Source organism: Rhizobium sp. BR 250 (assembly GCF_047445855.1).
GTDB classification, from domain to species: Bacteria; Pseudomonadota; Alphaproteobacteria; order Rhizobiales; family Rhizobiaceae; genus Agrobacterium; species Agrobacterium tumefaciens_I.
The window spans coordinates 372,149-394,759 of sequence record NZ_JARWKW010000004.1; the positions used below are offsets into that span (position 1 = coordinate 372,149).

Genomic DNA, 22,611 nt, shown 5'->3' on the forward strand with positions numbered 1-22,611 from the left:
ATTGCGCTTACTCCGATTTCGCAATTGCGAAATGGAACAGCTGCCGCTCCTCCCCGGCATTCCGCAAATTGTTCTGAATCCATATAACTGTCAAATAGAATATATCGGTTTCCATATATCAATTATGATATATTAAATCGATACAATAACCGATGAGGGGTATGAGACAACGCATGAACAACCAAAAAGTGTATGAGCAGGCGCAAACAACAGAGGCTCTTTTCGTCTTTGAGGACAACCCTTTGCTGCGGGCCGGATTGAAGATGAGCCACCTGCGCATGCTGGTCATGATCGAGGAGCACGGACAGGTCAGCGCGGCAGCGGCCGCAATGAACATGACGCAGCCGGCGGCCTCGCGAATGCTCGCGGAAATGGAAGCAATTGTCAAAAGCCCGCTCTGTCAAAGGGCTTCGCGCGGCGTGGTGCTGACGAAATTCGGCGAGGCGCTGGCGCGTCGGGCCCGCACCATATTGCTGGAACTGCGCGAGGCGAGCCGCGAACTGAACCAGATGAAATCCGGCAGCGGCGGCTCGGTCTATATCGGCGCCGTCACCGCGCCTGCGATCAGCCTCGTCGTTCCCGCCATCAGGCGCGCCATGGACACCTATCCCGGCATCGAAATCAACGTGCAGGTGGAAAGCAGCAACGTGCTGGCGCGCGAACTGCTGGCGGCGCGGCACGATTTCATCATCGGCCGCATTCCCGATGATTTCGATCCCGGCCTCTTCTCCATCCACGAAATCGGCATAGAGCGCGCCTGTCTGGTGGTGCGTGAAGGCCACCCGCTGCTGCGCGGCGAGCCCGTGACATTGCAGGATCTATCCGGTTACGACTGGGTTTTCCAGCCGCCCGGCGCGCTTTTGCGCAGAACCATGGAGGATGTGTTCCTTACCCATGGCGTCGCCATGCCGCGCAACGTCATCAACACGCCATCCGTGGTGCTGACCCTTGCCCTCGTCTGCAACACGAATGCGATTGCGCCAATTGCGCAGGATATGGCCGAATTCGTCGCCGGCCAGCAGGCGGATATCGGCCGAACCCGCATTTTGCCGACGGATTTCGAACTCGTGGTCAAGCCTTACAGCATCATCACCACCAAGGGCCGGGTTCTGCCGCCCAGCGCCCGCCTGCTTTACGATCTGGTGCTGGATGAAAGCCGCAAGTTGACCAACACGTAACGTCGGCAAGCCCGACACCAACTTCAGCCTCTATAAAAGCCGGATCATTGAGGCCGGCGCAGGGAACAGCCGCATGCTCTTCGGACAATCCGTCTTCCAGTCGGTCGTCGAAAGACTGAAACAGGAAAAAGAAGAGGAAGGCGCGGAACCGCCGCCGCCCGCCGGTCACCGCATTGCCGGTTTCAGCTCGGGTTTCGTCCTCGATACGCATATCGAGACCCCGCCCCCGGCGAACGGCAATCTCGATGCCTATCTCGCCTTTTTACCCGATCCCGCCCCACTGCCAGAACCTCAAGCGGAGCCCGAGCCGGAGCCGATGCCGGCCCATCTCGAAAAAACCTCGCTTGCCGATGTTTCAGCCGAGCTTGCGATCCAGGAAAACGATACCGCCGCAACGCTTGCGGAAAAGCGCCGCGCCTTCGCCCGCCGCAATCATCCCGACCGGGTGCAGCCGCCATTCCGGCACAATGCGACGCTGCGCATGACGGCGGCCAATCTCCTGATCGACCAGGCGCTCCGCATGCTTCGGACCCGGGAGCACTTCCGCTGAATATGCGCAATCAGCCTGGGCCGGGACGAACATAAAACAAAAGATAAGGGCGCGCTTCAGCCCGCATCGTTTTTATCAGCGGGCGGGTTTTCGGCGGCAGGTTCATCTCCGCCATCGTTGCCTGCGGCGTCATTGCTGGCCGGCTTGAACTTCAGCAGCAATTCATAGGCCGCATAGGCGGCGATGCCGCCGACGAGGGTGCCCCAGAAAAACTCACGATTGACGAATTCGATGACGGCCCATGCGGTGCAAAGGCCGACAATGAGCAACCGGACCCACAGGGGGCGATAAAGCGGATGACTCGTATCGATATTCAGCATGGCGTTCCCGACTTTGGCCTTTCCGGTCCGTCACATTGGTGCGGCGCATAGGCCGCAAGCTGCGAACAGACTATGCGTCTTGACGGTTTCGCAGGCAAATTGCAACGCAAATCGGCCCGCAAGGCATCATGCTGTCATGGAGGTCCTCCCCCGGGAAGACACTGAACGCCGCTGCGGCCGAAGGCCAGGCCGCCTCGCCACACCCTGCGAGTTTCAGGAGAGCCCGGCCGCGGGTCACGCATCCGCAGCGGGATATCGGGATATCAGTCGCGCAGACGTCCAAGCAGCGCCAGCAACTGGTCGCGGGCTTTTTTGCCGCCGATCCTGTCGATCAGCTTTTCCTCGCGGTCGCGCCATGCATCGGAAAGACGCTCGAGAAGCCGGCTGCCCTCGTCCGTCATGTCGAGGAAATGGACACGCCGGTCCTCTTCCGATCTGCGGCGGACAAGCAGCCCCTTCTCTTCCATGCTGTCGACAATCGCGACAAAATTGGCGCGCTGTATGCCGAGCGCTTCGGCCACATCGCTCTGTTTAAGGCCTGAATTGCCGCCGACAATGACGAGAACGGAAAAATCCGCCGGCCGCAATCCCCGCTCCGCCAGCACATCGGCAAAACCGTTTGCCACGGCAAGTTGCGAGTGCCGCAGGTGATAGCTGATCGCCGTCGTCAGCAACCCATAGTCGATCGCCACAACAGGCGCCGCTTCGGCGCCGCCGTTTTCGGCCTTTTCCGTTCGCGGCCCGTTGCTATGTGCCAGTCGCAAAGCCATCCGATCCCCCGCCTGATTCGTTCCTTACCTTGCCGAAATCATAACCGACAACGTCACGAAACTGTATCCCAAATAAATGTAGATGATACTAATATTGTATAATAATTTGACAGTTAATCGCCGGAAGACCAAACACACTGTTCAGATCAGTGCCTGATCAACGAAAAAAGTATGACTATTTACCCGCCAATTTTAACGCGATAGGGCCGCTTCCTGCACCTTGCTGCAAAGGGTTTTGCGACAATGCGGCCGCCTCTTTGCAAAGGGAGCGAAACAGCGGCCGGAACCGGCAATAACATACTACTTATAAGGGAAAGCCTATTTCGGCAAAAAGCAATACGTCAAACACCGTATCGCCCCCGACACGATAAAAAGCCCGCGGCCACCGCCTGCAACAGGCCACAACCCTTACCCGCCCGAAAACAGGCAAGGTTTCGCAAATCTTTGATTTTTAGACATTGATGCGGAAAGAAAGCTGGGGTATGAACCAACCGCTGCACGCGATTCAAGCGTGACCGCTGCACCCGTAGCTCAGCTGGATAGAGTGTTGGATTCCGATTCCAAAGGTCGCAGGTTCGAATCCTGCCGGGTGCGCCACTGAACTACTTGATTTTGTTGATTTATCAGTTTTTGCTTGTCCTCGCACGCGCTGGAAATAAGCTAGCTCAGTCCTAGCTCAGTAGCGCATATCCTTCGGAATTTCTCAATGATTTCAATGTAGCGTTTCCGGGCTCGGTCTCGGAGCTAGCGCAGTTCCAGCGCAGTGCTCCGACCGAAGTAACTCCATTGGAGCCCAGGTTATGTTGCAGCGCACCGCCGAACCGACAAACGCCCCCTTCACACTTTTCCAGCGTGAAGGCACCCGAAACTGGTCCATGCGCTATTCGCTAGGCGGCAGGCAGATCAAGAAATCGCTCGGCATTGCCGACTACGATGCCGCGCTACAGCGGGCGAACGAGATTTATCACGAGCAGAAGTATCGGCACAAGCAGGGCCTATCGCTGGTCCAGCATGCTTTCAATGAGGTCGCCGAGGAGTTTATCGAAAAGGTCTGTGCGGAAGCGGAGCGTGACGAACGCAGCCAATATCACCCGACCTTTTGGCCTCCGATCATCCGGCGTTTTCCTGTCGCCTATTTCGGGGATAAGGCAATCGACCTCATCACGACTGCGGATGTCGAACGTTATCTGGAATGGCGAAAGACCTATTGGACAACGGGGCCGGGATCAAAGATCGAGAAAATCCGATGCGAGCGGGAAGACGGTCGCGTCTTCTCCCGCGCTGCCCCGCGCAAAGTCGCTGCTTTGGCAACCATGAAAGGCGAAATGGTCATCATCCGCGAGCTTTTCCGTCAGGCATCACGATGGGGCTATTGTAAGCCTTTGGAGTTGCCAACTGTCGAAGCGAAGAAAAGGCCCGACAATCGCCGTCCCGGATTCAAACCGGAGGAATACGAGAAGCTGATCGCCAAAAGCATCGAGCGGATTAACGAGCATCATGCGAAACTCAAGGTCATCAAGGCGAAGGATGGCCGTGTCTGGACACAAAAAGCTGTCACAGAAGGCATTCGCGCGGATCGTGTTCGGCTGCACGCTTATATCGAACTCATGGCTAATTCCGGCCTCCGACCAACAGAGGCAAAAAATCTGACCTGGGGGGACATCTCGCTTTTCCGGGAAACACGGCACCTACCACTTTACCAACAAGATGCTCGCTTGGCGGTTCACGGCAAGAGCAAGCACGGCAACGCCGTACCGCTTTACGGTGCGCTGTCGGCTCTCGGCATGCTTTGGGACCTGTTCGTCAACGATATGGGACGCGAACCTCAAGATGGCGATCCAGTCTTCGCGGACGAGAGAGGCAATCGCATCCTATCATTCAAGAGGAGCCTGAATGCGCTTCTGATCGCGGCTGGCTTGGAAAAGGACAATCGCGGCGTTCGTCGCACCTCTTACTCGTTCCGGCACTTCTACATCTCGCAGATGCTCGCCAACAACGTCTCTGTCCACCACGTTGCCCGCAATACCCGTACATCGCTTGCGATGATCGACAAGCACTATGCGCAGGTTAATACCGAGCAGATCAAGGACTTCCTCCGGCCCGGACAAGAGGACTATGCCAATGAGCCTGTCCTATTGGATGACGATGCCTACGCTGAAATCAAGCTTCTCGAAAAGCGCATCGAGGAACTCAAGCGGGGCAGCAAGGACGGGTCCACGGAGCAACAAATCGTAAAGCAGTATACAACGAAACGAGCCGGATAGGCTGAGCCTTGCGGCTGATGGCTTCTGCGGCGCGGCCCGAGGGCCGCTGCGAAGTCTGGAGGAACTGCCTATGAAGCGGATGCGATCAATCACTCGCCGGATGAAAAGCGTGGCATCTCGAATTCGGCTTTGGTGGAAGCGTGAGCTTGAAGACCCCATAATCCTCCTCTCCTGGGGAATCTTGGCGGTCGGAATTACTGTCGTCGCCGTGCTGTACGCTGTGAAGCCGAGTTGGCGTGATGACTTTCTCCCAGGCGTTTTCGTTGAGTTCAATGGGATGCTGTTTGATGTCTTTGTATTCGGCATCTTTGTTGCGTCCTTTGTGCGCAGACTGGAGCGTAGACAGGAACGCCAACGGCAGCAGGAGATTATCGACGACTACAAGAAATGGGACACCGAGGAAGGAAAGCTCCGCATTGGGGGAGCTGTCCGCAGAATAAATCGACTTGGCATAACGAGCATTGACTTTTCCGGTATGGAAATATCGGACTTCTCTTTTCCGCGCCACGACATCAAGAGCATCAGGGGTGCCACGTTTTATGATGGGGATTGGGGTTCGGGTAGCCGCGGCAGGATGAAGCTGTTGAGGGTCGATCTTGCTTCCGTCGATTGTCGCGAAGTCATCTTTTCCAAGTTCAACCCCTTCGCTGGATTCGGCACGAACTTTGTGTTTGCGGAGCTGAAGGACTGCAACTTCGACTACGCCGATTTGTCGGGGGCAGTTTTCAAAGGCGCCCATTTGGAATGGACAACTGAGCACCCCGACGAATTGGGGGTCTGGCACGATGACCAAGAGCCACCAGCCTTTCAGCAGACATATTATCCGCCCTTCTTCCAAGCAGATCTGGAAGGAACGTCATTTGTCGATGCGACGTTTAAGAACGCGGATTTCCGAGACGCGATCAACGTCCTGAATTGCGATTTCGCGGGAGCAAAAGGACTGGAGACTTGCCTCTTTGACGACGAGAAGACGAAGAACGCAGTTCTCGCAATGTCGAAAAGAGCGAAGAACGATTGACGTTGGTTGGATTGCTTAATCCGGGCTCTCTGCGGCATTCCCGATATTCAGGCGGAAAAGTTCGTTCGAGCGAACTTTTCGCATGGGGACGCCCACCGATTTCCAGATGTTCACGCCGCAAATACCCGGAACAGCCCGCTGATCTGTCCGTCTTTGACCCTGTAGGCGGACACGCCGTTTTCGACGACGACGCCCGCCGAATGGCTGGTGCTGTCGAAACTGATCTCGGTGATAAGCTCCCGGATCGCGGCGTGAGCTTCGGAGCGCAGTTCGTAGCGTGTGGCTCCTTCCGCTTGTTCCCACGCCACTCGCAGCTTGGCGATGCGATCGCCCATGTTGGTGGGGTTGTCGTGCCGGATTGACTGGCGCTGACGTTCTGCCTGGTGGTGCCGTAGCTCGGCCTCGACGGCAAGGCGTTCGCTCTGCCTCGCCTTGAGCAGATCGATAATGGCGTCCGGCGGCAGACTGTCGTCCTCAATGGCTAACGCGAGCCGCTGTTCTTTTTTGCGCAGTCCTTCCAGTTGCAGTGTCAGCGCGGCAATGGTCTCGTCGATTGCATCAAGAACGGTGGCGAACCGTGCCGCTTGCAACACTTCCGCCAGATTGATCTCCTTCACATGATCGAGGATGACTGCCTCCAACGGCTCGTAGCGGAAATGCCTATTGCCCTCGATACAGCGATGCCCGCGCACATAGTTTGCACATACGAGATAGCGCCCGTTTTCGTTACCTCTGATCCGGCTCATTTTCATCGTCATCGGTCCGCCGCAATGGGCGCAGTGGCACAGGCCAGTGAGCAGATTAGCGAACGTGTCGCCTTTGCGCCCCGGTCTGCCGGGGTTCCTGCGCATGGCCTGCACGCGCAGGAACAAGTCCTTGTCGATGGCGGCGGGGAAATAGTTCTCGATTGCGTCGCCATCCGGCACTCGCTTGCTGTCCTGTATGCGATGCGGCTGGAACGTGCCGATAACATCAGGCCGTGAAAGCAGCGCCTTGATGATGCTCTGATACCAGCCGTCCTTGCTCTTGAAGGCCGGAACGCCATCCGCATTGAGTTTACGTGCGATCACCGTCGAGCCGAGCCCGCGCGTTGCCATCTCGTAGATTACCCTCACCGTCTCCGCGTGATGGTTCAGCGTGAACTCGTATCGGTTCACGTCGATCCGTTTAGCATCTATCCATGCGGGTGTGATGCTAGTGATATGGCCCTTACCTTCGCGGGCCTGTTCCCGTTTGCGCTTGGCGACCGCGCTGATACGCTCGCTCTTCGTCTGGCTTTCCTCATGACCGCGCGACATCACCGCAAGCCCGATGATCAGCTTGGTCCAATCCCCATTAAGCCGGTCGCGACTGTAAATCTGCCGGTCCTCGCCGAGTGTCACGATGACGATACCCGCATTGATAATCGCCATAAACAGCGTCAGCGCATCCGGTACCGCTTCTCTTGATAGCCGGTCGAGGCTTTCGATCAGCAGGTAGCTGCCTTTGGGGATTTGCCCGCTCTCGACCATCGCGAGGAACCGACCGAGCGCGCCGGTCCTGAAATTTCTGCCCCTCCACGCGCTGACACCCAAGTCCTGCAAGCTGTCGTCCAGAAGCAGAGAGTGTTCGTCCGCAAACGCCTTCGAGCGCTCAAGCTGCCGACGCAAGCTATCCCCGCGAAGCTGCTTACGAGTGCTCATACGCACATAGGAATAGGCCCGCACCGGACCCGATGAATGTTGATTGCCGGGAAAATCGTCCTGCATGACCGCCTCCTTTGCGTCGGACCGCTAACACCAGAGGCGGAGAGGTTCGAGCGCGAGGCGATCGGGGTGTAAACGGCTAAGTCGGCGTAATGCTTCGGCTTGCGGGAATAGGTTGAGAAGACACGGCGCAAATCGCCGCTTTGTACATTGAGATTACTGCGGCCCGTTCGGTTAACAAGATGTAAATTTTCTGCCGAGTGCAAAAACACTTGACGGGACGCGAATTCGGCTGACGGATGCAGAGACGCCTGACGGGAGGCCGCGCTTACCGACATGAGCAAAGGACACTCTGAAACGCACGATCTGGCCCAACAGCTTTTTCGGGATCAAAAGAAAGTGCTGGATCTCATCAAGAGAGATCGCCTCGACTCGGGTTTTGCAGTCGCTGTTTTTCGTTTGTTTGGCGACAAGCCCGAGCGCGGGAAGACAGTCAGGATCGGCAAGCACGAATTCAAATATTCAAGCCATGAGAAAAGCCTTGTGAGTTTTCTGCCTGCGCGGTGGCGAGAAGAACTGGATAAAACCCAGGACGCATGGTCCGGCTGCGAAAACTGGTGGGCAGGCTATCCGCTAATCGCGTGGGTGGAGATACGGGCCAGCAATGACGGAACGGCGGCGCACCTCAAACTGCATGCGGAAGTTGGCCCTGTTTCAGACCATAAAGTTCGAAAGGGGATTATCGAGGCGATCAGGGCGGCAGCATCTGCGAAAGGCTTGGAACGAATTCAGTTCCCGGTCGGAGCCTCTGACAAGGGGCGCCTCTATTCACGGTTCTTGCGGGAGAATTCCATCGCTGTCGGCGACATTCGCAACGCAGACGAAATCGAGAAAAGGTTCTTGGAGCTTATCGCTGGCTTCGAGCCGGAGTTCGAATTGGTTTCGAGCGTCATACCGAAACTCCCGAGTATCAGCGCTCCGTAGATTTCGTCGTCGTTAACTTCCTGTTAACTCTCTTTAATGCAATAACTTTGATGAAAATGCTCGATTCCCGTCGGGCAGCCCTGAGGTAAGAGTAGCCTCGTTCTTAGGGTGACGGTCCCGCCATTATAGCGGGCACCCTTTGTGGTTAACCGTAGAAGTGTCCTTTCATTGCTGGCTCAAAGCAGACCGTTGACGCGGACTGCAAGCCAGCGCATGGGCTCGGACGGTTACCATGACCAGCATCTTGACGAATATGGCAGCCATGGCCGCGCTGCAAACGCTGCGAACAATCGGCGCGAACATGGCCAACACACAACGGCAGGTGAGTTCGGGATTGCGGGTGCAAACCGCAGCCGACAATGCCGCCTACTGGTCGATCTCCACGACGATGCGTTCGGACAATATGGCGCTCTCCGCCGTGTCGGACGCCTTGGGCCTTGGTGCCGCAAAGGTCGATGTCGCTTACGCAGGCATGGAAAGCACGATTGATGTTCTCAGCGAGTTCCGGGCAAAGCTGGTAGCTGCCAAAGAAGACGGCTTGGACAAGGGTAAAATCCAGACCGAGCTTGACCAACTCAAGGATCAACTGCTTTCCATCGCCACATCGGCCAGCTTCAACGGGGTCAACTGGCTCAACACGGACGCGCCGGAAAACCTGTGGGAACTGTCGTCACTGCCGACGAGCATCACGTCATCCTTCATCCGCTCTGCTGATGGCTCGGTACGGGTCGGCACCACGGACATCGACGTTGCCGATATCAGCTTGTTCAATGTCGGCGGCGGCGGGGCCTTGCAGAAAGACCCGCGGTCGCTCGGGGATATCGGCGGGTTCAGAAATCCCGATCTAAGCGCCCATGCCTCGTGGGGCTACCAGCGATGGGCGATGACCGGGCCGCTCACGCTGGCCGGCACGGACAAGATCACCTTCGACATCACCATTGATGCCAGCGCTTTGTCGGTAGGGGATACGCATGCCGTCACGATCGGCAAATCGACGATCGATGCTGCGCTCAGCAGTTCTGACGGGACGATCCATGACGAATTCGACTACTATAGCGTCTTGATGCAGGCCTTTGCCGAGGCCGGAATAGCAAGTAAAATCGGTGGCGGCGGGAGTGGTGGCGGCACCTTCTTCATCATAACGGCGGAAACGAGCGGTCATCCGGGATCGAGCATCGCCATTTCTAACGTACAATCCGATCTGGCCGGGAACGACGCCGGCGGCCTTGAACTGTCCTCGGCTGCGGACATCTTCGGCGGCTATGCAACGGATCAATTTGCCTTCACCTCACCGTTTCAGGTCTATCGCGACGTCGCCTTCTCGTTCGATTTCAGCATCGACGGCGATACCCAGCGGACCGTCACAGTCGACCGCGCTCTGGTGGACGCAACGCTCGGCACGTCGGATGGCTGGATAAACTCGGCTTCCGATCTGGCCTCGGTGCTCAACGCGGCAGTCAGCGGCATGGGGCTGATCGTTTCGCAGAGCGCAGGAGCCATTGTCTTCACTGTCGATCCGGCGCTCTATCCCAATATGGGCTATCGCTCCTCGCTGGTCATCGGCAATGTCACGGACAATATCGGCCCCGCGCCGGACTTCGACATTCTCGACGTAGACATCACCGTTCCCGCCAACAGCCTCGACAATTACCTGTCCGGCGTCGATGCCATGCTGCAAAAAGTTATCTCCGGGGCGAGCACCCTCGGCGCAGTCAAAATCCGCATCGACATGCAGGCGAGTTTCGTGCAGACCCTCATGGACAGCATCGACAAGGGCATTGGCCGTCTGATCGATGCCGACATGAACGAGGCATCCACACGGCTCAAAGCTCTCCAGACGCAAGAACAGCTTGCCGTCCAGTCCTTGCAGATCGCCAACAGCAACGCCGAGAATATCCTGCAACTGTTTCGCTAATCCTCGACGCTCGCAACGTCAGGAGCATGGCCGAACTGCGATCCTGCAATAGTGGCGTTAGTCTTTCGAATATCCAGTGCTCTTTAACGTGGCATTCTCCAACATGACAAAATTATCAAGGTTGCGTTTACGCGCATGCCATATAGCCTTCGCAACTTCTAAGCTTGTTGCACGAATGCGCCGTCGGTCGCCCGGCAGGAGGAGTTTGAATTGAGCAATCCCAACGTTGACCATGAAGAACGCGCTGGCCGACTTTGGCCGGTGCTTGTCGTATTGGCTAAGAACAAAAAGACGACCACCTACGGTGACGCGGCTCGCTCTATCGGCATACACCATCGCCCGATACGGTATGTGCTCGAACCGATTCAGGACTACTGCATAAAGGAAGGTCTTCCACGACTGACCGCCTTGGTACTTTCAAAAAGTACAGGCCTTCAGGGCGCTGGCTATCTGGGAAGGCCAGGCCATGATGCCGATTTAGATGAGGTTTTTGCCTTTGACTGGAGTTCCGTCGATAATCCATTTTCTGATCTAAACATTGCGGAGTTGGAAGGCATTGCGGAAGAACTCGCAGTTGACCCGACCGTCGCCTCAGAGAAATACACCAAGATTTTATCGAGGGGCAACAGGCAGCGCGTGTTTAGGCGGGCAGTTTTAAATGCCTACGACTGGAAGTGCTGTATATGTGGTCTGACTTTCCCGGAAGGATTGGAGGCCGCGCACATCGTCCGCTGGGCTTCTGCCCAGCCTCATCTCAGAATAGACCCACGGAATGGTCTGTCTCTGTGTTCAACCCACCACAAGCTCTACGACAACGGGTGGATAAATGTGACACCCGAATATGTTGTCAACTTTTCTGATCCTGATGAGTTGGAAGGCCGCTACTCAGAAGCCGACCGTTACCACAGTGTGCGTCTTCATGGATCCTCCATACAGCTACCAAAACGGCGTGCGCTTTGGCCAGATCCACAGTTGCTTACCGTCCGCCAGGACGACTGGAAATAAGGCTTGGAGGGTGCGAACTGCGAGGCCGCAACTCTTCGCTCGACCTTTTGGCGGACGGCTGTATCCGGGAAATACGTTCAACGGTTTCGGAAAGGATCACAGCATGTCTCACCTCAAGGCTCTCAAGCTCACCTCCGCAGTCCCGGTACGTGCTGCCGCCGACCCGGTGCAGCGTTCACGGGAGAAGATGATTGCCGCACTGGCCGAGCAGAAGCAGATGGCAGAGGCGAAGGTCGCCGGTCAGGCGTTCACACTGATGCATGTCGTGCGCAAGAAGAACGCCGAAGGCGTCCGTGTCGAGGTCGAAGCACTCAAGCGCGTGCGTCAGGGTTGGTTCACCGATGGCAACGGCAAGGTGTTTTTCGCGATCCGGTATGCGGGCAAGACCATCGAGTTCGCGAAGGACAAGAACGCTGTCGAGATCGGCGAGCTTTCGGCGCTGCCGAAAGTCATCGACACGCTGATCGAGGCGGTGCGCGCGGGCGAACTCGACGCGCAGTTGACCGCCGCCGCCGTCGAACGCGGCAAGATGCTGCGCAAGTCCGCATAAACTGCGCAGTTTTACGGGGCAAGCATCCGAAGGCCATGGGATCAAGTATGATCCCATGGCCTTCGTGCGTTCCGGCGATAGTGGAGCGCTGTCAAAGAGCGCCATGGACGCGCGTTCGGTGCGGGGCGCTGCGCGGTACTGTTTTCGGGCTGGGTCGCATTCCTTGATGCCTCTGTGCTTCTGCTTGATATGCGTCGCCCGTCGGGCCCGCCCCCCGAAAGCATGCGCAACCTCTGCCATTTGTTCGGTCGTGTCTTTGAACTCGCCCTTTGCGCCATCTGGAACTTTGTTTCCGCCGAAATCGAGCGGAGACCAGATGCAAAACCATTCACGCGACAATCACGACCAGACGCCCGCGCAGGCGCAACTCGACTTGGCCATGTTATTCATGACGGACCTCCATGTGGGATCGGAACGCCTGTACAAGATCAAGCGCAAGGGCACGTCGCTGAACCTGCGTTATGAAATCGACGGAGAAATGCACCAGCGCAGCTATTTGTCGGCGCTGTCGTGGCGGGCGATTTTGCTGTTTGCGCTGACCGAGGGCAAAACTGCCACCGTCCACGAAATGGACGAGCCGGGACGATACCGGCAGATGTTCCCGAAAACCCTGCTGCGCCGCCTTCAATGGCATGCACGACCGAATGCGAATTTCACGCCGGTCGCAAAGCTGTACGAGCCCAATGGCAAAGCCGTCATGCTACTGACACGGAGCCGGCTCGGCGGGCATGCCGTCGATGCGCTGCATAATCTCACTGATGGAGGGCCAGTGTTTCAACCGCTGTGGATTTCCGACATTATGGCGCTGCGTCCGATGCTCGGCATCGATCTGGTGCGCGACCAGACTTTTGCGCCGACGTTGCCGACCAGCGCATATCTGGAAGCCGCCGCGATAACCGGACGGATTGTCGAGGAGCCGGAGCTTGCCTGTTTGTCGCTCAAGGGCGATGTGCCCCGACTAGTAACCTCCCCGTCATCGAAGGCAGTTCGAAGCATCTTCGATCAGGCCTGTCGGGAAAATCCGGCATTGGAGGCGCTGCGGGGAGTGACCGTATACGATGATTATTCGTTTGTTTGAACGAAGGCGAAAAGTTCGGTGAACGAACTTTTGTCAATACGTCGCACCGCCGCGTTGATCACCACTGGCTTGCCTCATATCCGCGATAGTACGCAGCCGCTCGGCAAGGCTAACGACGTTTCCGGCGCATCTGGATGTCTTGCTGACAGCGATCACACCAGCAGGAATGTCCCCAGCGCCCGGTCGCTGTAAGAGGCTGCTTTTGCTAGCATCAGTCCAGTTAGTATCCTGTACAATATTATTATACACAAAACGCGTTAAGCCATTTCCCACATCGCAGATATCCGCACTACTCCTTGAAACACCGCGATTGTCTTCGACAACGAAAATCCCATTCATATCCGATACAACGGAATTTACTTTCATCTGATCAATATGGTTTCGAGTACCAGAACGGTCAGGCATCGCATTTGTCGATTTCTCACCGTCTTCAATCTCTTCACCAATTGAAATGCTCGAAGACATGACACGTTGAACACCGCTAGCTGATTTGTCTTTGGCTTGCCCGATAACAACGCGAAGCGATCGAAAGCCGGATCGCTCCAGACATAGCCAGTCCACATATGCGCGGATATCTTCGGCTGGCCACCAATTGCGTTCGGCTGGCTTTGCCTCATCGGCTTGTTCTGCCTCAATGAAATCCTGAGCATCTGGCTGCTTGTAGTCGCATTCGATGCGGAATTTCAGGCAATAGCGGACAATATTCTGGATATTGTCGCCGGCATCGCGATATGCGCGAAATGGCTGGATATCCACCTGATATTTTGCCGTGTGGGTTTCCTTGCGTAAGGCGCTGGCGATTTCTTCCGTGGTCAATCCGCCCTTGCGGACAATTGCATGAAGATGCGGACGCCAGATTGTTTTGTCCGGGGCTTCCATCAGCGGAAAGCCCAGCGCATCCAAAGCCAGTCGTGTGTTGCGGCCACAGGTTTCGAAATCACCAAAGCTCATGCGGTCAATTTCCCACCAACCTAACAAATGAAAATCATCCCAGCGAGCATCCTTCTTGCGCTGGCGATCTATGAAAGTGCGAAGACGGCGTTTTTCATTCTCCACGAGATCGGTCATGCCGGAGAAGTCCAGTTGCGGCGGCAGCAGGATCGTTGCAAAGGCAAGCTCCTCGTTCGCTGCATCGCAGAATATCTTCTTGATGGCCTTTCCCGTTTGCACTGCGCGTTCCCGCATGTGACATCTCGGACAAAGCGGGACACCGCAATAATCGATGTTGCCGTAATCATCGACCTCGCCACATGTTTCCATCCAGCATCGTGCCAGATGGTTCGCCGGAAGTGCCGCTTTCACATATTGGCGTTGAGCTTCGTTGGCCTTTGTCAGATATTTCATTTGGCGGCGTTCGTGACGGGTGAAGACACCCTTCGTCATCATATCTGCCTGTAGCTGTTCCATCCTTGTCTTCATTGAAAATCCCCTGCTGAAATAACGTGCTATTTATCCAGCACCATTTTAGCGCCGCGCCTTCTTGGAAATAAATATTTGTTTCAAGGAGATAGCATAATGAAGATCAAAGACATCTACGAGGCATTGCGGGCGGATGGGTTGACCAGTTCGCAGATGGAGTTCTCGCGAATATGGCTCGGACGAAGCCCACGTTATTATTCGCACCTCATCGCCGTCGACCGAGAGCCGGGGCTTGCCACGCTTTGCGGAATCTCATGGCGGCTGAAACGAATGCGGTTGGACAACTACCCGGCGCTGCTAGATTTCCAGCAGAAGCTCGCCAGCGAGATCGCCAGAAGGGCAGTCACAGATATTCGCCGACATCAGAAAGGCTCGACAAAAGATCGCGAGGAATAATTCCTCTCTTCTGTTTTCGCGTGCATTGCCGTCGCCGGGGGAATCACGATCAGAGATTTACTCCGCCTTTAGCACTGCTGATCCATGTACTTTGAAGTTGGGTCGTAACAGCGAAGGATGACGCTCAAGTGCCAATTTTCTGCCGAGGCGACGAAGAGAAGCAACAGCTTGTCGAAGATTACGAAATCGTGCCGATATCTCGATGCACACTCCTGAGCGGGCAATCGCGGCAGGGCTGTGCTCGTGAACTGACGCGAGAATATTACATCTTTCAGGCTACGCATCGACAATCGGGTAAACAAGAAATTTTTTATGCGGGGAACAGCACAGGCCCCGCTCTCCTTTCGCTGATTGGGCACCCCTCGCTGCCGTTGACGGACCCATTCCCACCGAATGATGGCGACGCAAGGAGTGAACGTGGGGCGAATGGCCAAGGTCGGGTGGATGGGCAAGATGCGCGTAGGCGGCTGTCGCCTTTGAACATGCAGCTAAGTCGCGCCATTGATCTCGCTTGCATGCTCTGGGATGTCCAACCTGGGCCATTGTTTGCACCTCTAAAAACCCGAATTCTCGCAACTCCGAGTGAAGATATCGATCCGCATAGCGTAGAGCGGTTTAATCTCGCCATTGGCAAATTCGATAAGAGCCTAGAACAAAAACTGTCAGATGCTGCGGCTGTAGAGGGACGTACACCTTCACGCTGGAATTTCCGCGAACTTGAGGAAATGGTGGCTTGGACTGGTCCATCGAACTTGTTTCCCAGTCAAGCGCCGCCTGCGTACCGGAGGGAAAACATCGCGGTCGTCCGAAGAGTAAGTACAGAGAAAAACTATGCCTTGTGCGAAATGACTGCCGATGGCCGTCAACTGTTCGCAGATATTCCTATTTTTGCAGATGTGGGAGGCCCCGTGCCTAATGCTGCATATCACTGCTATCTCGGGTTTCGCGGAACGAGGTGGAAGATAACCCGTGTGCTTGCGCGCGCTGATCTCTGACAACTTGATGAAATTTTGGTGATTTCGATAGGCGAGGAATCAGCCGACATCTGCTTTAACGTTTGGCCAACAGCCGACCAATACAATCACCATGTTTAACTTCCGCATCTTTCCGTATTAGGAATTTCCAATGAACGCGCATACCTCATCCGGCAAGGCAGCGATTGTTGCCGCGCTGGCAATCTCCGCAGTCTCCATCGCCTCGCCCGCCTATTCCCTCGATAAAGTCCGCTTCGGCACAGATTGGCTCGCCGAGGCCGATCATGGCGGCTTTTATCAGGCCGTCGCCGACGGCACCTATGCCAAATACGGCCTCGACGTTGAAATCCAGCAGGGCGGTCCCGGCGCACAGAACCGCGCCCTTCTCCTAACCGGCAAGCTCGATTTCTACTTGGGCACCCAGCAGGAACAGCTTGTTGGCGTCGAGCAGGGCATTCCCTTGGTTGATGTCGCCGCCTTCTATCAAAAGAACGCTCAGGTCATTTTGGCCCACTCCGACAGTGGCGTCGAAAAGTTCGAGGACTTGGCCAAGCTCGAAACGATCTTCATGACGCAGGGCGGCTTCGGCGCGTATTTCGAGTGGATGAAAGCCAATTTCGGCGGCTTCCGCGACGAGCAGTATAGGCCCTACAATTTCAGCCCCGCACCGTTTCTCGCCGATAGAAACTCCGCTCAACAGGGTCTGATCACCGCTGAACCATACGAGATCCAGAAGCAGACCGGCGCAGAACCCAAGATTTTCCTACTCGCTGACAGCGGCTACAAGCCCTATGCGACCACGATCACGGTTCAACAGAGCCTCATCGACAGCAATCCCGATCTCGTGCAGCGGTTTGTCGATGCCTCAATCGAGGGCTGGTACAACTACCTGTACGGGGATAACGCAGCCGCCAACGCGCTGATCAAAGCGACCAACCCCGAAATGACAGATGGCCAGATCGAATATGCCATCGACAAGATGAAGCAATACGGGATCGTGGATAGCGGCGATGCGCTCGACAAGGGCATCGGCTGCATGACCGCCGAACGTTACAAGTGGCTTTCCGACGAACTCGTGAAGGTGAAGCTTCTCAAAGCCGATACAGATTACACGAAAGCATTTGATACCCGATTTTCCTGTAAGGGTGTCGGCTTAGGCCTGAAGAAGTCTTAACCTTCTTCAGGCTCGTTGCAAAACTCGGCCACAAGGGCTGGGTTTTGCAACGGACGTTGGCGATAGTCCGCACGCCTAGCGCCGATCGCCCTGCCTCGTGTGTCAATAAGTTTTGGTGGTTGATGCGATGAGGCCTGCGGTCAGCAATGCGCTTGCAGCACCAAGCCAGAGAGCGCTCGGCACGCCGAAGTTGTCGACCGCGAGGCCGCCGACCAGTGCGCCAAGCCCGATAGCAAGCTGCGCGATCGAAACAAAGAGCGCGGCGATGCTTTCCAGCCGGTCGGGCGCGGAGGTGAACAGGAAGGTTTGCATGGCGATCGGCAGCATGCCGAAACCGAACCCCCAGGCGACAACCCAAGCGACTGCGGCAAGCGTGTTGCTGCCGGCCAGCAACAGTCCCGCGACAGACAAGGCGATCAGAAAGGCGGTGCAGGCAAGGGCAAAAACGAAGTTCCGGCCAGCAGCCCAGCCCCCGAACAGGTTTCCGGCGAACCCCGCCGCGCCATAGCCGAGTAGCACCATGCTGAGTGTGCCCGTATCAATCCCGGTTGCGCCGATGAGGAAGGGAGTAATGTAGGTATAGGCCGCGAACTGCCCGACGAAGATAAGCACGGCTGCCGTCAGACCGATCTGGACTCGTTGCAATCGCAACACGTCTGGAACCTGTTTCAATCCCGAACCCTTCTGCGCCCGGATGGCCGGCAGCAGAAACTGGAGCGCCGCCACGACAAGCAGTGCGACACCCGACACAAGCAGGAATGCGGTGCGCCAGCCGAACAGGTCACCGATCAGGGCGCCTGCGGGAACACCCGCGACGGTGCCAAGCGAAACACCGGAGAAGATCAAAGCCGTTGCACGCGGTCCTTCTGCGCCGGGGCGCAGACGTGGGCCGAGTGAGCCGCCGATTGTCCAGAAACCACCGACCGCAATTCCGAGCAGCACCCGGCCGAACATCAACGCCGCAAAGCCATGAGCGGTTGCCACGATGGCGTTGGAGATGACGAGCAGCATCAGCAGCGCGATGAGCACACGCTTGCGATCGAAGCGCGCAGCAAATCCGAGGGTCATCGGCGCTGCGATTGCCGCGAGAAAGCCGGGTATGGTTACCATCAGTCCGGCCGTCCCCTCGCTGATGCCAAGGTCAGCCGCGATCAGCGGCAGAAGCCCGACGGGCAGGAATTCGGTGGTAACAAGAGCGAAAGCGCCGACGCCGATGCTGGTGACTGCGGCCCATGAGGCGAGCGGTTTGCTGTCCGCGTGGCTTGCCGAAATACTGCGGGAGACTGGCATGTCCATAGGAGGATTCCTTGGTAAAAAGCAGGGCAGACCGGAGAAGAAGGGTCGTTCTCCGGCTCGCCTGCGATGTTTCAACCGAACTTGACGAGGTTGAGGGCGGGTAGCGGACCGCCGGGGAACTGCACCAGTTTGCCGCCGACCGAGACCGGGCCGAGATCGATGCCGGTGAAGCCGAGTCTGGAGATCAGCGCACCGACTTCCGCCTTCGCCCGTGCGTCGTCACCGGAATAAAACAGGACGCGTGAGCCGCCCTCGGCTTTGGGATCGCCGGATAGCAGGTGCGGTTGCAGATGGTTGAATGCCTTGACCACACGTGCGCCGGGAACGAGATCGGCGAAGACCTCGGTGGAAAGACGGCCATTCAGCTCAGCCGGCTTGAACAGCGGCGCTTCGATAGGATTGTTGGCGTCGATGACGATGCGACCACCAAAGTCCGGCAGGCCGGCCAGCGCCTTGGGGAGCTTCGACCAGTTGACGGCGACCAGCACGATGTCGGCGCTGGCCGCCTCTTCAAGAGTGCCCGCCTTGATGAAAGGCTTCAGTTCCGTTTCGAGTACGGCAAGCGAGGCCGGGCCGCGGCTGTTGGCGATGGTTGCGGAAATGCTGTTACGTGCAAGAGCACGGGCGAAGGCCGAGCCGATATTGCCGGCTCCAATGATACCGATAGACATGCTGGTTCTCCTTTGAGTGAGGGGGAACCGGCGCTCCGGCATTGGAGCGCCGGGGGCAGATCAGGCGGTGAAGCCGCCGTCAGCGAGGATATCCGCGCCAGTGACGAACGCTGCTTCGGGGCTTGCGAGATAGGCGACGACACTGGCGATCTCGTAATCCTTGCCGTAGCGGCCGATCGCCATGCCGGGGCCGACGATCTTCGAGACAGGGCCGCCATCGGGGTTCATGTCGGTGTCAGTCGGGCCGGGATGGACGGTGTTGACGGTGATGCCCTTCGGCCCGAGGTCACGCACCAAGCTGCGGTTGAAGCCGGCAACAGCGCCCTTGGTCAGCGTATAGAGCGAGGCCGTCGGGAAGGCGGCATAGCGGGTCATGGACGAGCCGATATGGACGATGCGCCCACCGGGCTTCATGCGACGTGCTGCTTCCTGCGTGGCAACGAAGACGCCGGTGACGTTGACGGCGATCATCCGTTCGTAGTCCTCGAACTTGATCTCGTCGATCGGCCCGCCAAGAGCAATGCCGGCATTGTTGACGAGGATGTCAATCGAGCCGAAGGTTTCTTCGGTTTTTGCGACTGCGGCGCGGACGGCGGCCGGATCGCCGGCATCGGCCTGAATGGCGATGGCGCGGCCACCGGCTGCTTCGATTTCGGCGACCACAGCGGCAGCCTTGTCGGGCGAGGCGCTGTAGGTGATGGCGACTGCCGCGCCATCGGCGGCAAGACGCTTTGCGATTGCTGCGCCGATTGAGCGCGAACCGCCGGTTACAAGGGCAGTCTTGCCGGTTAGGCGATGGGTAATACTGGTCACTGTCTTCACTCCGTTTGTGGTTTCGATGGAGCAAAGATGGTCGGTTTATTTTGTTTTGATTAGCTGGTAATGTCTTGTTCCTGTTTCAAGCAATCGTTGAAGGACATATGGAGACACTGGCCAATCTCGAAAGCTTCGTCAAAAGCGCCGAGACTTCTAGTTTTTCGGAGGCTGCGCGGCGCATGGCGTTGACGCCGGCTGCCGTTAGCCGCAACGTGGCGATGCTGGAAAGAAACCTCGGCGTAAGATTGTTCCAGCGATCGACCCGCAAACTTGTATTGACCGAAGCCGGCGAACGTTTCTTCCAGTCAATCCGAGGGAGTCTCGACGCACTGCAAACGGCGATCATTGATGTTTCATCCGGCGTGTCCGAGCCGGCCGGCGTGCTGAAAGTTAGCCTTAGCCCTACTTTCGGCGTCACGCATATTCTGCCGCTGTTACCGGAATTGCTGCAACGATACCCGCTCATTAGGCCGGAATGGCATTTTGAGAACCGCCCGGTTGATCTAGTTTCAGAAGGCTATGACGTGGCAATCGGCGGGGGCTTTGATCTTGCACCCGGCATCGTTGCCCGAACGCTGGCACCCGCCCACATAATTGCCGTAGCGTCCCCAGCCTATATGGCTAAGCGCACACCGCCAGCCGATCCCGCCCAGCTCTCACAATTCGAGGGGATCGTCATGCGTTCGCTCCGGACTGGCCGCATCCGACATTGGGCAATGCGGAATGCCGCAGGTGCCGAAATGATCGCGACGTTACCCGAAACGATCATCGTCAACGACCCGGCCGCGATGCGCGAAGCGGCAAAGCTCGGCCTCGGTGTGGCAATGCTTACAATGCCCGACGTTTTACCGGAGCTTGAGAGCGGCAATCTCGTTCGCCTTCTGTCGCATTGGTATTCCGATGCAGGGGCGATTTCGCTGTATTATGCCTCGCGTACGCACTTGCCGGCCAAAACGCGGGCATTTGTAGACCTTGTTGCAGATGCGTTCAAACGGGACCGGCTAGCCGAACGATTTGCCGGAAGCCTAGGATAAGCCTCTTTTGCAAACCGGCCTGTCGCAAACATTTCAAGTTTTAAACAGGCTTTGCGTGCGATATTCGCGACGATTGCAGGATCAGCATTTTCACGATTATCGCAGCGCCCACCGCATAGAAGACGGGCCAGTTGTACCAATTGTTAGTTCCTTAGCTCAGCAAACACGTCTAGCACAGTGGTGCATTCCCTCAACAAATCCCTTGCGGCAATTGTACCTTTCGAAACCCTTTCCTCGAAAATCTTCTCGATAGCGACCTTGGCCGCACGCACATGCACCGGCATATCATCATCCAGCGGATTTTCATCAAAGCTGCGGTTGAGGGCCTCGAATGCCCGCTTGAAGACCTCGACGTTGTGGTTCATCAAAATCCAAACACCATCCGTAGTAACACGCAGCTTGCCATCCCGAATCTCGCAAATCTCGGCAACCGTCACCTTTGAACCGATGGCCGTCGCGACGGGGAGCGGCGTGAAACTAAACTCGGGTATACCGGCACGCTTTATTGTGACCTCTCTCGCTAGGTCACGCGCCATCTCATTGATTGTCCTATGATCGTCGGTGCGCGCATGTTCGGCGAACGGCAGCGGTGTTAGAGCGCAGCCATACTTGTCGAACCGGAACGAAACATACATGTTGAAGTTGGCTGCTGAAAGAAATGGGCTCGATGTGTCGAAGGAGATGCCGATGTCCGAGTTGAACCGACGCAGACAGCGAAGGATTGTCGTGAACAGGTAGGCCGGCTCAAGCGTGGAAATGCCGAGGAAGTGTATCCACCGGGCATTCTGCAACAAGCCGTCATCATACATGTCGAGCAAACGGGCCATGGTCATCGAGAATGCACTCTGATGCGCCCCCGCAAATGCCCACCCTTCCAGCCGGTAGCCCTTCACTGCATCGTACCAGACCTTGCTTTCGCGCTCGGTGCGCCCTTGAAGGACGTTGAGGAAATTCGTCGTCGCACCCGGCGCGCGATGCTGGAAGAAGTAGTTGAGATTGAGCAGCGACTGCATCAGGCATGCGTTGAAATCCATTGACAGGCCGTTGGCAGCGCTCTGCGCTTGGAGAGGGTGTCCATCGGCGATGAGCCGAGCCACGTGTGCGACAAGATTTCCGGGCGAGATGCCCCCGGTCGGGAAATCAAGCGACATGGCAAAATCGGCGTGCCCTTCAAGCCAGCGCAGCATGCGTTCGCATGTTTCGTCGCCTGTAAATTCGATGGTCCCCTGCTGGATTTGAAAACCGCCGCTGTCTCCTATGATCGTCGTCTTGCTTTTATCACGAGCGCTGACCGAGCTTGTGTGCTTTGCTGCGCTGTCGTTCTTGGCGGCTTGTCCTGCGCTGTAGAGCGCATAGGGATAGTGGAATAGGCTGCTATTCGGGTCGAGAAAATTCAGGTCTCGCTCATGGAATGAGTAGTTTTGCTTCAGGTGCTGTGAATGCCCGATCTTGGCGAATTCGGCGGTGATCGATGGCGTGTAGACGGCATGCGGAGATTTCGTGGAAAGCATTGA

The 22,611-nt window shown here is 56.8% G+C and carries 21 protein-coding genes, 1 tRNA gene and 1 pseudogene; 15 read left to right on the forward strand and 8 right to left on the reverse strand.

Annotated features, from left to right (window positions below):
* Nucleotides 1-173 precede the first annotated feature (173 nt).
* Nucleotides 174-1,178 carry a LysR family transcriptional regulator gene (locus QD336_RS09155; RefSeq protein ID WP_269340369.1) on the forward strand — a complete coding sequence of 335 codons (1,005 nt, stop codon included), beginning with the start codon at nucleotides 174-176 and terminating at the stop codon, nucleotides 1,176-1,178.
* 73 nt (nucleotides 1,179-1,251) lie between these two features.
* Complete coding sequence (locus QD336_RS09160; protein ID WP_499170331.1) at nucleotides 1,252-1,728, forward strand: hypothetical protein; 477 nt, start codon at nucleotides 1,252-1,254, stop codon at nucleotides 1,726-1,728.
* A 56-nt stretch (nucleotides 1,729-1,784) separates the two neighbouring features.
* On the opposite strand, the gene QD336_RS09165 is transcribed toward QD336_RS09160, so the two are convergent.
* A complete protein-coding gene (locus tag QD336_RS09165; RefSeq protein ID WP_499170332.1) occupies nucleotides 1,785-2,048 on the reverse strand; it encodes a hypothetical protein in 264 nt (87 codons plus the stop codon).
* Between the two features lie 263 nt (nucleotides 2,049-2,311).
* Entirely contained in the window at nucleotides 2,312-2,818 is a 507-nt protein-coding gene (locus QD336_RS09170; RefSeq protein WP_269340363.1) for a MarR family winged helix-turn-helix transcriptional regulator, read from the reverse strand.
* 520 nt (nucleotides 2,819-3,338) lie between these two features.
* Here QD336_RS09170 and QD336_RS09175 point away from each other — a divergent pair.
* The 3 genes from QD336_RS09175 to QD336_RS09185 all read left to right on the forward strand — a co-directional run bounded on the left by QD336_RS09175 (nucleotide 3,339) and on the right by QD336_RS09185 (nucleotide 6,100).
* Nucleotides 3,339-3,415: transfer RNA gene (locus QD336_RS09175), tRNA-Arg, on the forward strand.
* A 203-nt stretch (nucleotides 3,416-3,618) separates the two neighbouring features.
* Nucleotides 3,619-5,082: a tyrosine-type recombinase/integrase gene (locus tag QD336_RS09180; RefSeq protein ID WP_142911794.1), complete on the forward strand. Its 1,464-nt coding sequence runs from the start codon at nucleotides 3,619-3,621 to the stop codon at nucleotides 5,080-5,082.
* Nucleotides 5,083-5,152: 70 nt separating this feature from the next.
* Nucleotides 5,153-6,100: a pentapeptide repeat-containing protein gene (locus QD336_RS09185; RefSeq protein ID WP_499170333.1), complete on the forward strand. Its 948-nt coding sequence runs from the start codon at nucleotides 5,153-5,155 to the stop codon at nucleotides 6,098-6,100.
* A gap of 110 nt (nucleotides 6,101-6,210) precedes the next feature.
* On the opposite strand, the gene QD336_RS09190 is transcribed toward QD336_RS09185, so the two are convergent.
* Nucleotides 6,211-7,848, reverse strand: a complete 1,638-nt coding sequence (locus QD336_RS09190; protein WP_142911796.1) for a recombinase family protein — start codon at nucleotides 7,846-7,848, stop codon at nucleotides 6,211-6,213.
* Nucleotides 7,849-8,121: 273 nt separating this feature from the next.
* Here QD336_RS09190 and QD336_RS09195 point away from each other — a divergent pair, with 273 nt between their 5' ends.
* The 6 genes and pseudogenes from QD336_RS09195 (at nucleotide 8,122) to QD336_RS09220 (ending at nucleotide 13,317) form a co-directional block, all read left to right on the forward strand.
* Nucleotides 8,122-8,769, forward strand: a complete 648-nt coding sequence (locus QD336_RS09195) for a hypothetical protein (RefSeq protein WP_142911797.1) — start codon at nucleotides 8,122-8,124, stop codon at nucleotides 8,767-8,769.
* A gap of 232 nt (nucleotides 8,770-9,001) precedes the next feature.
* Nucleotides 9,002-9,568, forward strand: a pseudogene (locus QD336_RS09200) (flagellin N-terminal helical domain-containing protein); the annotation flags it as partial.
* A gap of 735 nt (nucleotides 9,569-10,303) precedes the next feature.
* Complete coding sequence (locus QD336_RS09205) at nucleotides 10,304-10,684, forward strand: flagellin (RefSeq protein ID WP_499170368.1); 381 nt, start codon at nucleotides 10,304-10,306, stop codon at nucleotides 10,682-10,684.
* A gap of 210 nt (nucleotides 10,685-10,894) precedes the next feature.
* Nucleotides 10,895-11,689 (forward strand): HNH endonuclease, encoded by a 795-nt coding sequence (locus tag QD336_RS09210; RefSeq protein ID WP_499170334.1) that lies wholly within the window; start codon nucleotides 10,895-10,897, stop codon nucleotides 11,687-11,689.
* Nucleotides 11,690-11,792: 103 nt separating this feature from the next.
* The gene (locus QD336_RS09215) at nucleotides 11,793-12,239 is read left to right on the forward strand and encodes a DUF6641 family protein (RefSeq protein ID WP_142911800.1); all 447 of its coding nucleotides are present in this window, start codon (nucleotides 11,793-11,795) and stop codon (nucleotides 12,237-12,239) included.
* Between the two features lie 316 nt (nucleotides 12,240-12,555).
* Nucleotides 12,556-13,317: a DUF2958 domain-containing protein gene (locus QD336_RS09220; protein ID WP_161596346.1), complete on the forward strand. Its 762-nt coding sequence runs from the start codon at nucleotides 12,556-12,558 to the stop codon at nucleotides 13,315-13,317.
* Nucleotides 13,318-13,350: 33 nt separating this feature from the next.
* Here QD336_RS09220 and QD336_RS09225 read toward each other — a convergent pair whose 3' ends face one another.
* A complete protein-coding gene (locus QD336_RS09225) occupies nucleotides 13,351-14,724 on the reverse strand; it encodes a hypothetical protein (protein WP_499170335.1) in 1,374 nt (457 codons plus the stop codon).
* A 108-nt stretch (nucleotides 14,725-14,832) separates the two neighbouring features.
* Between QD336_RS09225 and QD336_RS09230 the strand changes: the two genes are divergently transcribed.
* The 3 genes from QD336_RS09230 (at nucleotide 14,833) to QD336_RS09240 (ending at nucleotide 17,280) form a co-directional block, all read left to right on the forward strand.
* Entirely contained in the window at nucleotides 14,833-15,132 is a 300-nt protein-coding gene (locus QD336_RS09230) for a DUF6626 family protein (RefSeq protein ID WP_142911803.1), read from the forward strand.
* A gap of 128 nt (nucleotides 15,133-15,260) precedes the next feature.
* On the forward strand, nucleotides 15,261-16,127 hold the full coding sequence (locus QD336_RS09235) for a UCP028583 family protein (RefSeq protein WP_499170336.1): 867 nt from the start codon (nucleotides 15,261-15,263) through the stop codon (nucleotides 16,125-16,127).
* Nucleotides 16,128-16,257: 130 nt separating this feature from the next.
* The gene (locus QD336_RS09240) at nucleotides 16,258-17,280 is read left to right on the forward strand and encodes an ABC transporter substrate-binding protein (protein WP_142911805.1); all 1,023 of its coding nucleotides are present in this window, start codon (nucleotides 16,258-16,260) and stop codon (nucleotides 17,278-17,280) included.
* A 102-nt stretch (nucleotides 17,281-17,382) separates the two neighbouring features.
* Here the strand turns inward: QD336_RS09240 and QD336_RS09245 are convergent, their stop codons facing one another.
* The 3 genes from QD336_RS09245 to QD336_RS09255 form a co-directional block, all read right to left on the reverse strand.
* Nucleotides 17,383-18,576 carry an MFS transporter gene (locus QD336_RS09245; RefSeq protein WP_499170338.1) on the reverse strand — a complete coding sequence of 398 codons (1,194 nt, stop codon included), beginning with the start codon at nucleotides 18,574-18,576 and terminating at the stop codon, nucleotides 17,383-17,385.
* A 71-nt stretch (nucleotides 18,577-18,647) separates the two neighbouring features.
* Nucleotides 18,648-19,247 carry an NADPH-dependent F420 reductase gene (locus QD336_RS09250; RefSeq protein WP_499170339.1) on the reverse strand — a complete coding sequence of 200 codons (600 nt, stop codon included), beginning with the start codon at nucleotides 19,245-19,247 and terminating at the stop codon, nucleotides 18,648-18,650.
* A gap of 60 nt (nucleotides 19,248-19,307) precedes the next feature.
* Nucleotides 19,308-20,051, reverse strand: coding sequence for a 3-oxoacyl-ACP reductase family protein (locus QD336_RS09255; RefSeq protein ID WP_499170370.1), 744 nt, complete (start codon nucleotides 20,049-20,051; stop codon nucleotides 19,308-19,310).
* 116 nt (nucleotides 20,052-20,167) lie between these two features.
* Here QD336_RS09255 and QD336_RS09260 point away from each other — a divergent pair, with 116 nt between their 5' ends.
* Nucleotides 20,168-21,097 carry a LysR family transcriptional regulator gene (locus QD336_RS09260; protein ID WP_499170341.1) on the forward strand — a complete coding sequence of 310 codons (930 nt, stop codon included), beginning with the start codon at nucleotides 20,168-20,170 and terminating at the stop codon, nucleotides 21,095-21,097.
* Between the two features lie 143 nt (nucleotides 21,098-21,240).
* On the opposite strand, the gene QD336_RS09265 is transcribed toward QD336_RS09260, so the two are convergent.
* Nucleotides 21,241-22,608, reverse strand: a complete 1,368-nt coding sequence (locus QD336_RS09265; protein WP_142911810.1) for a hypothetical protein — start codon at nucleotides 22,606-22,608, stop codon at nucleotides 21,241-21,243.
* Between the last annotated feature and the right edge of the window lie 3 nt (nucleotides 22,609-22,611).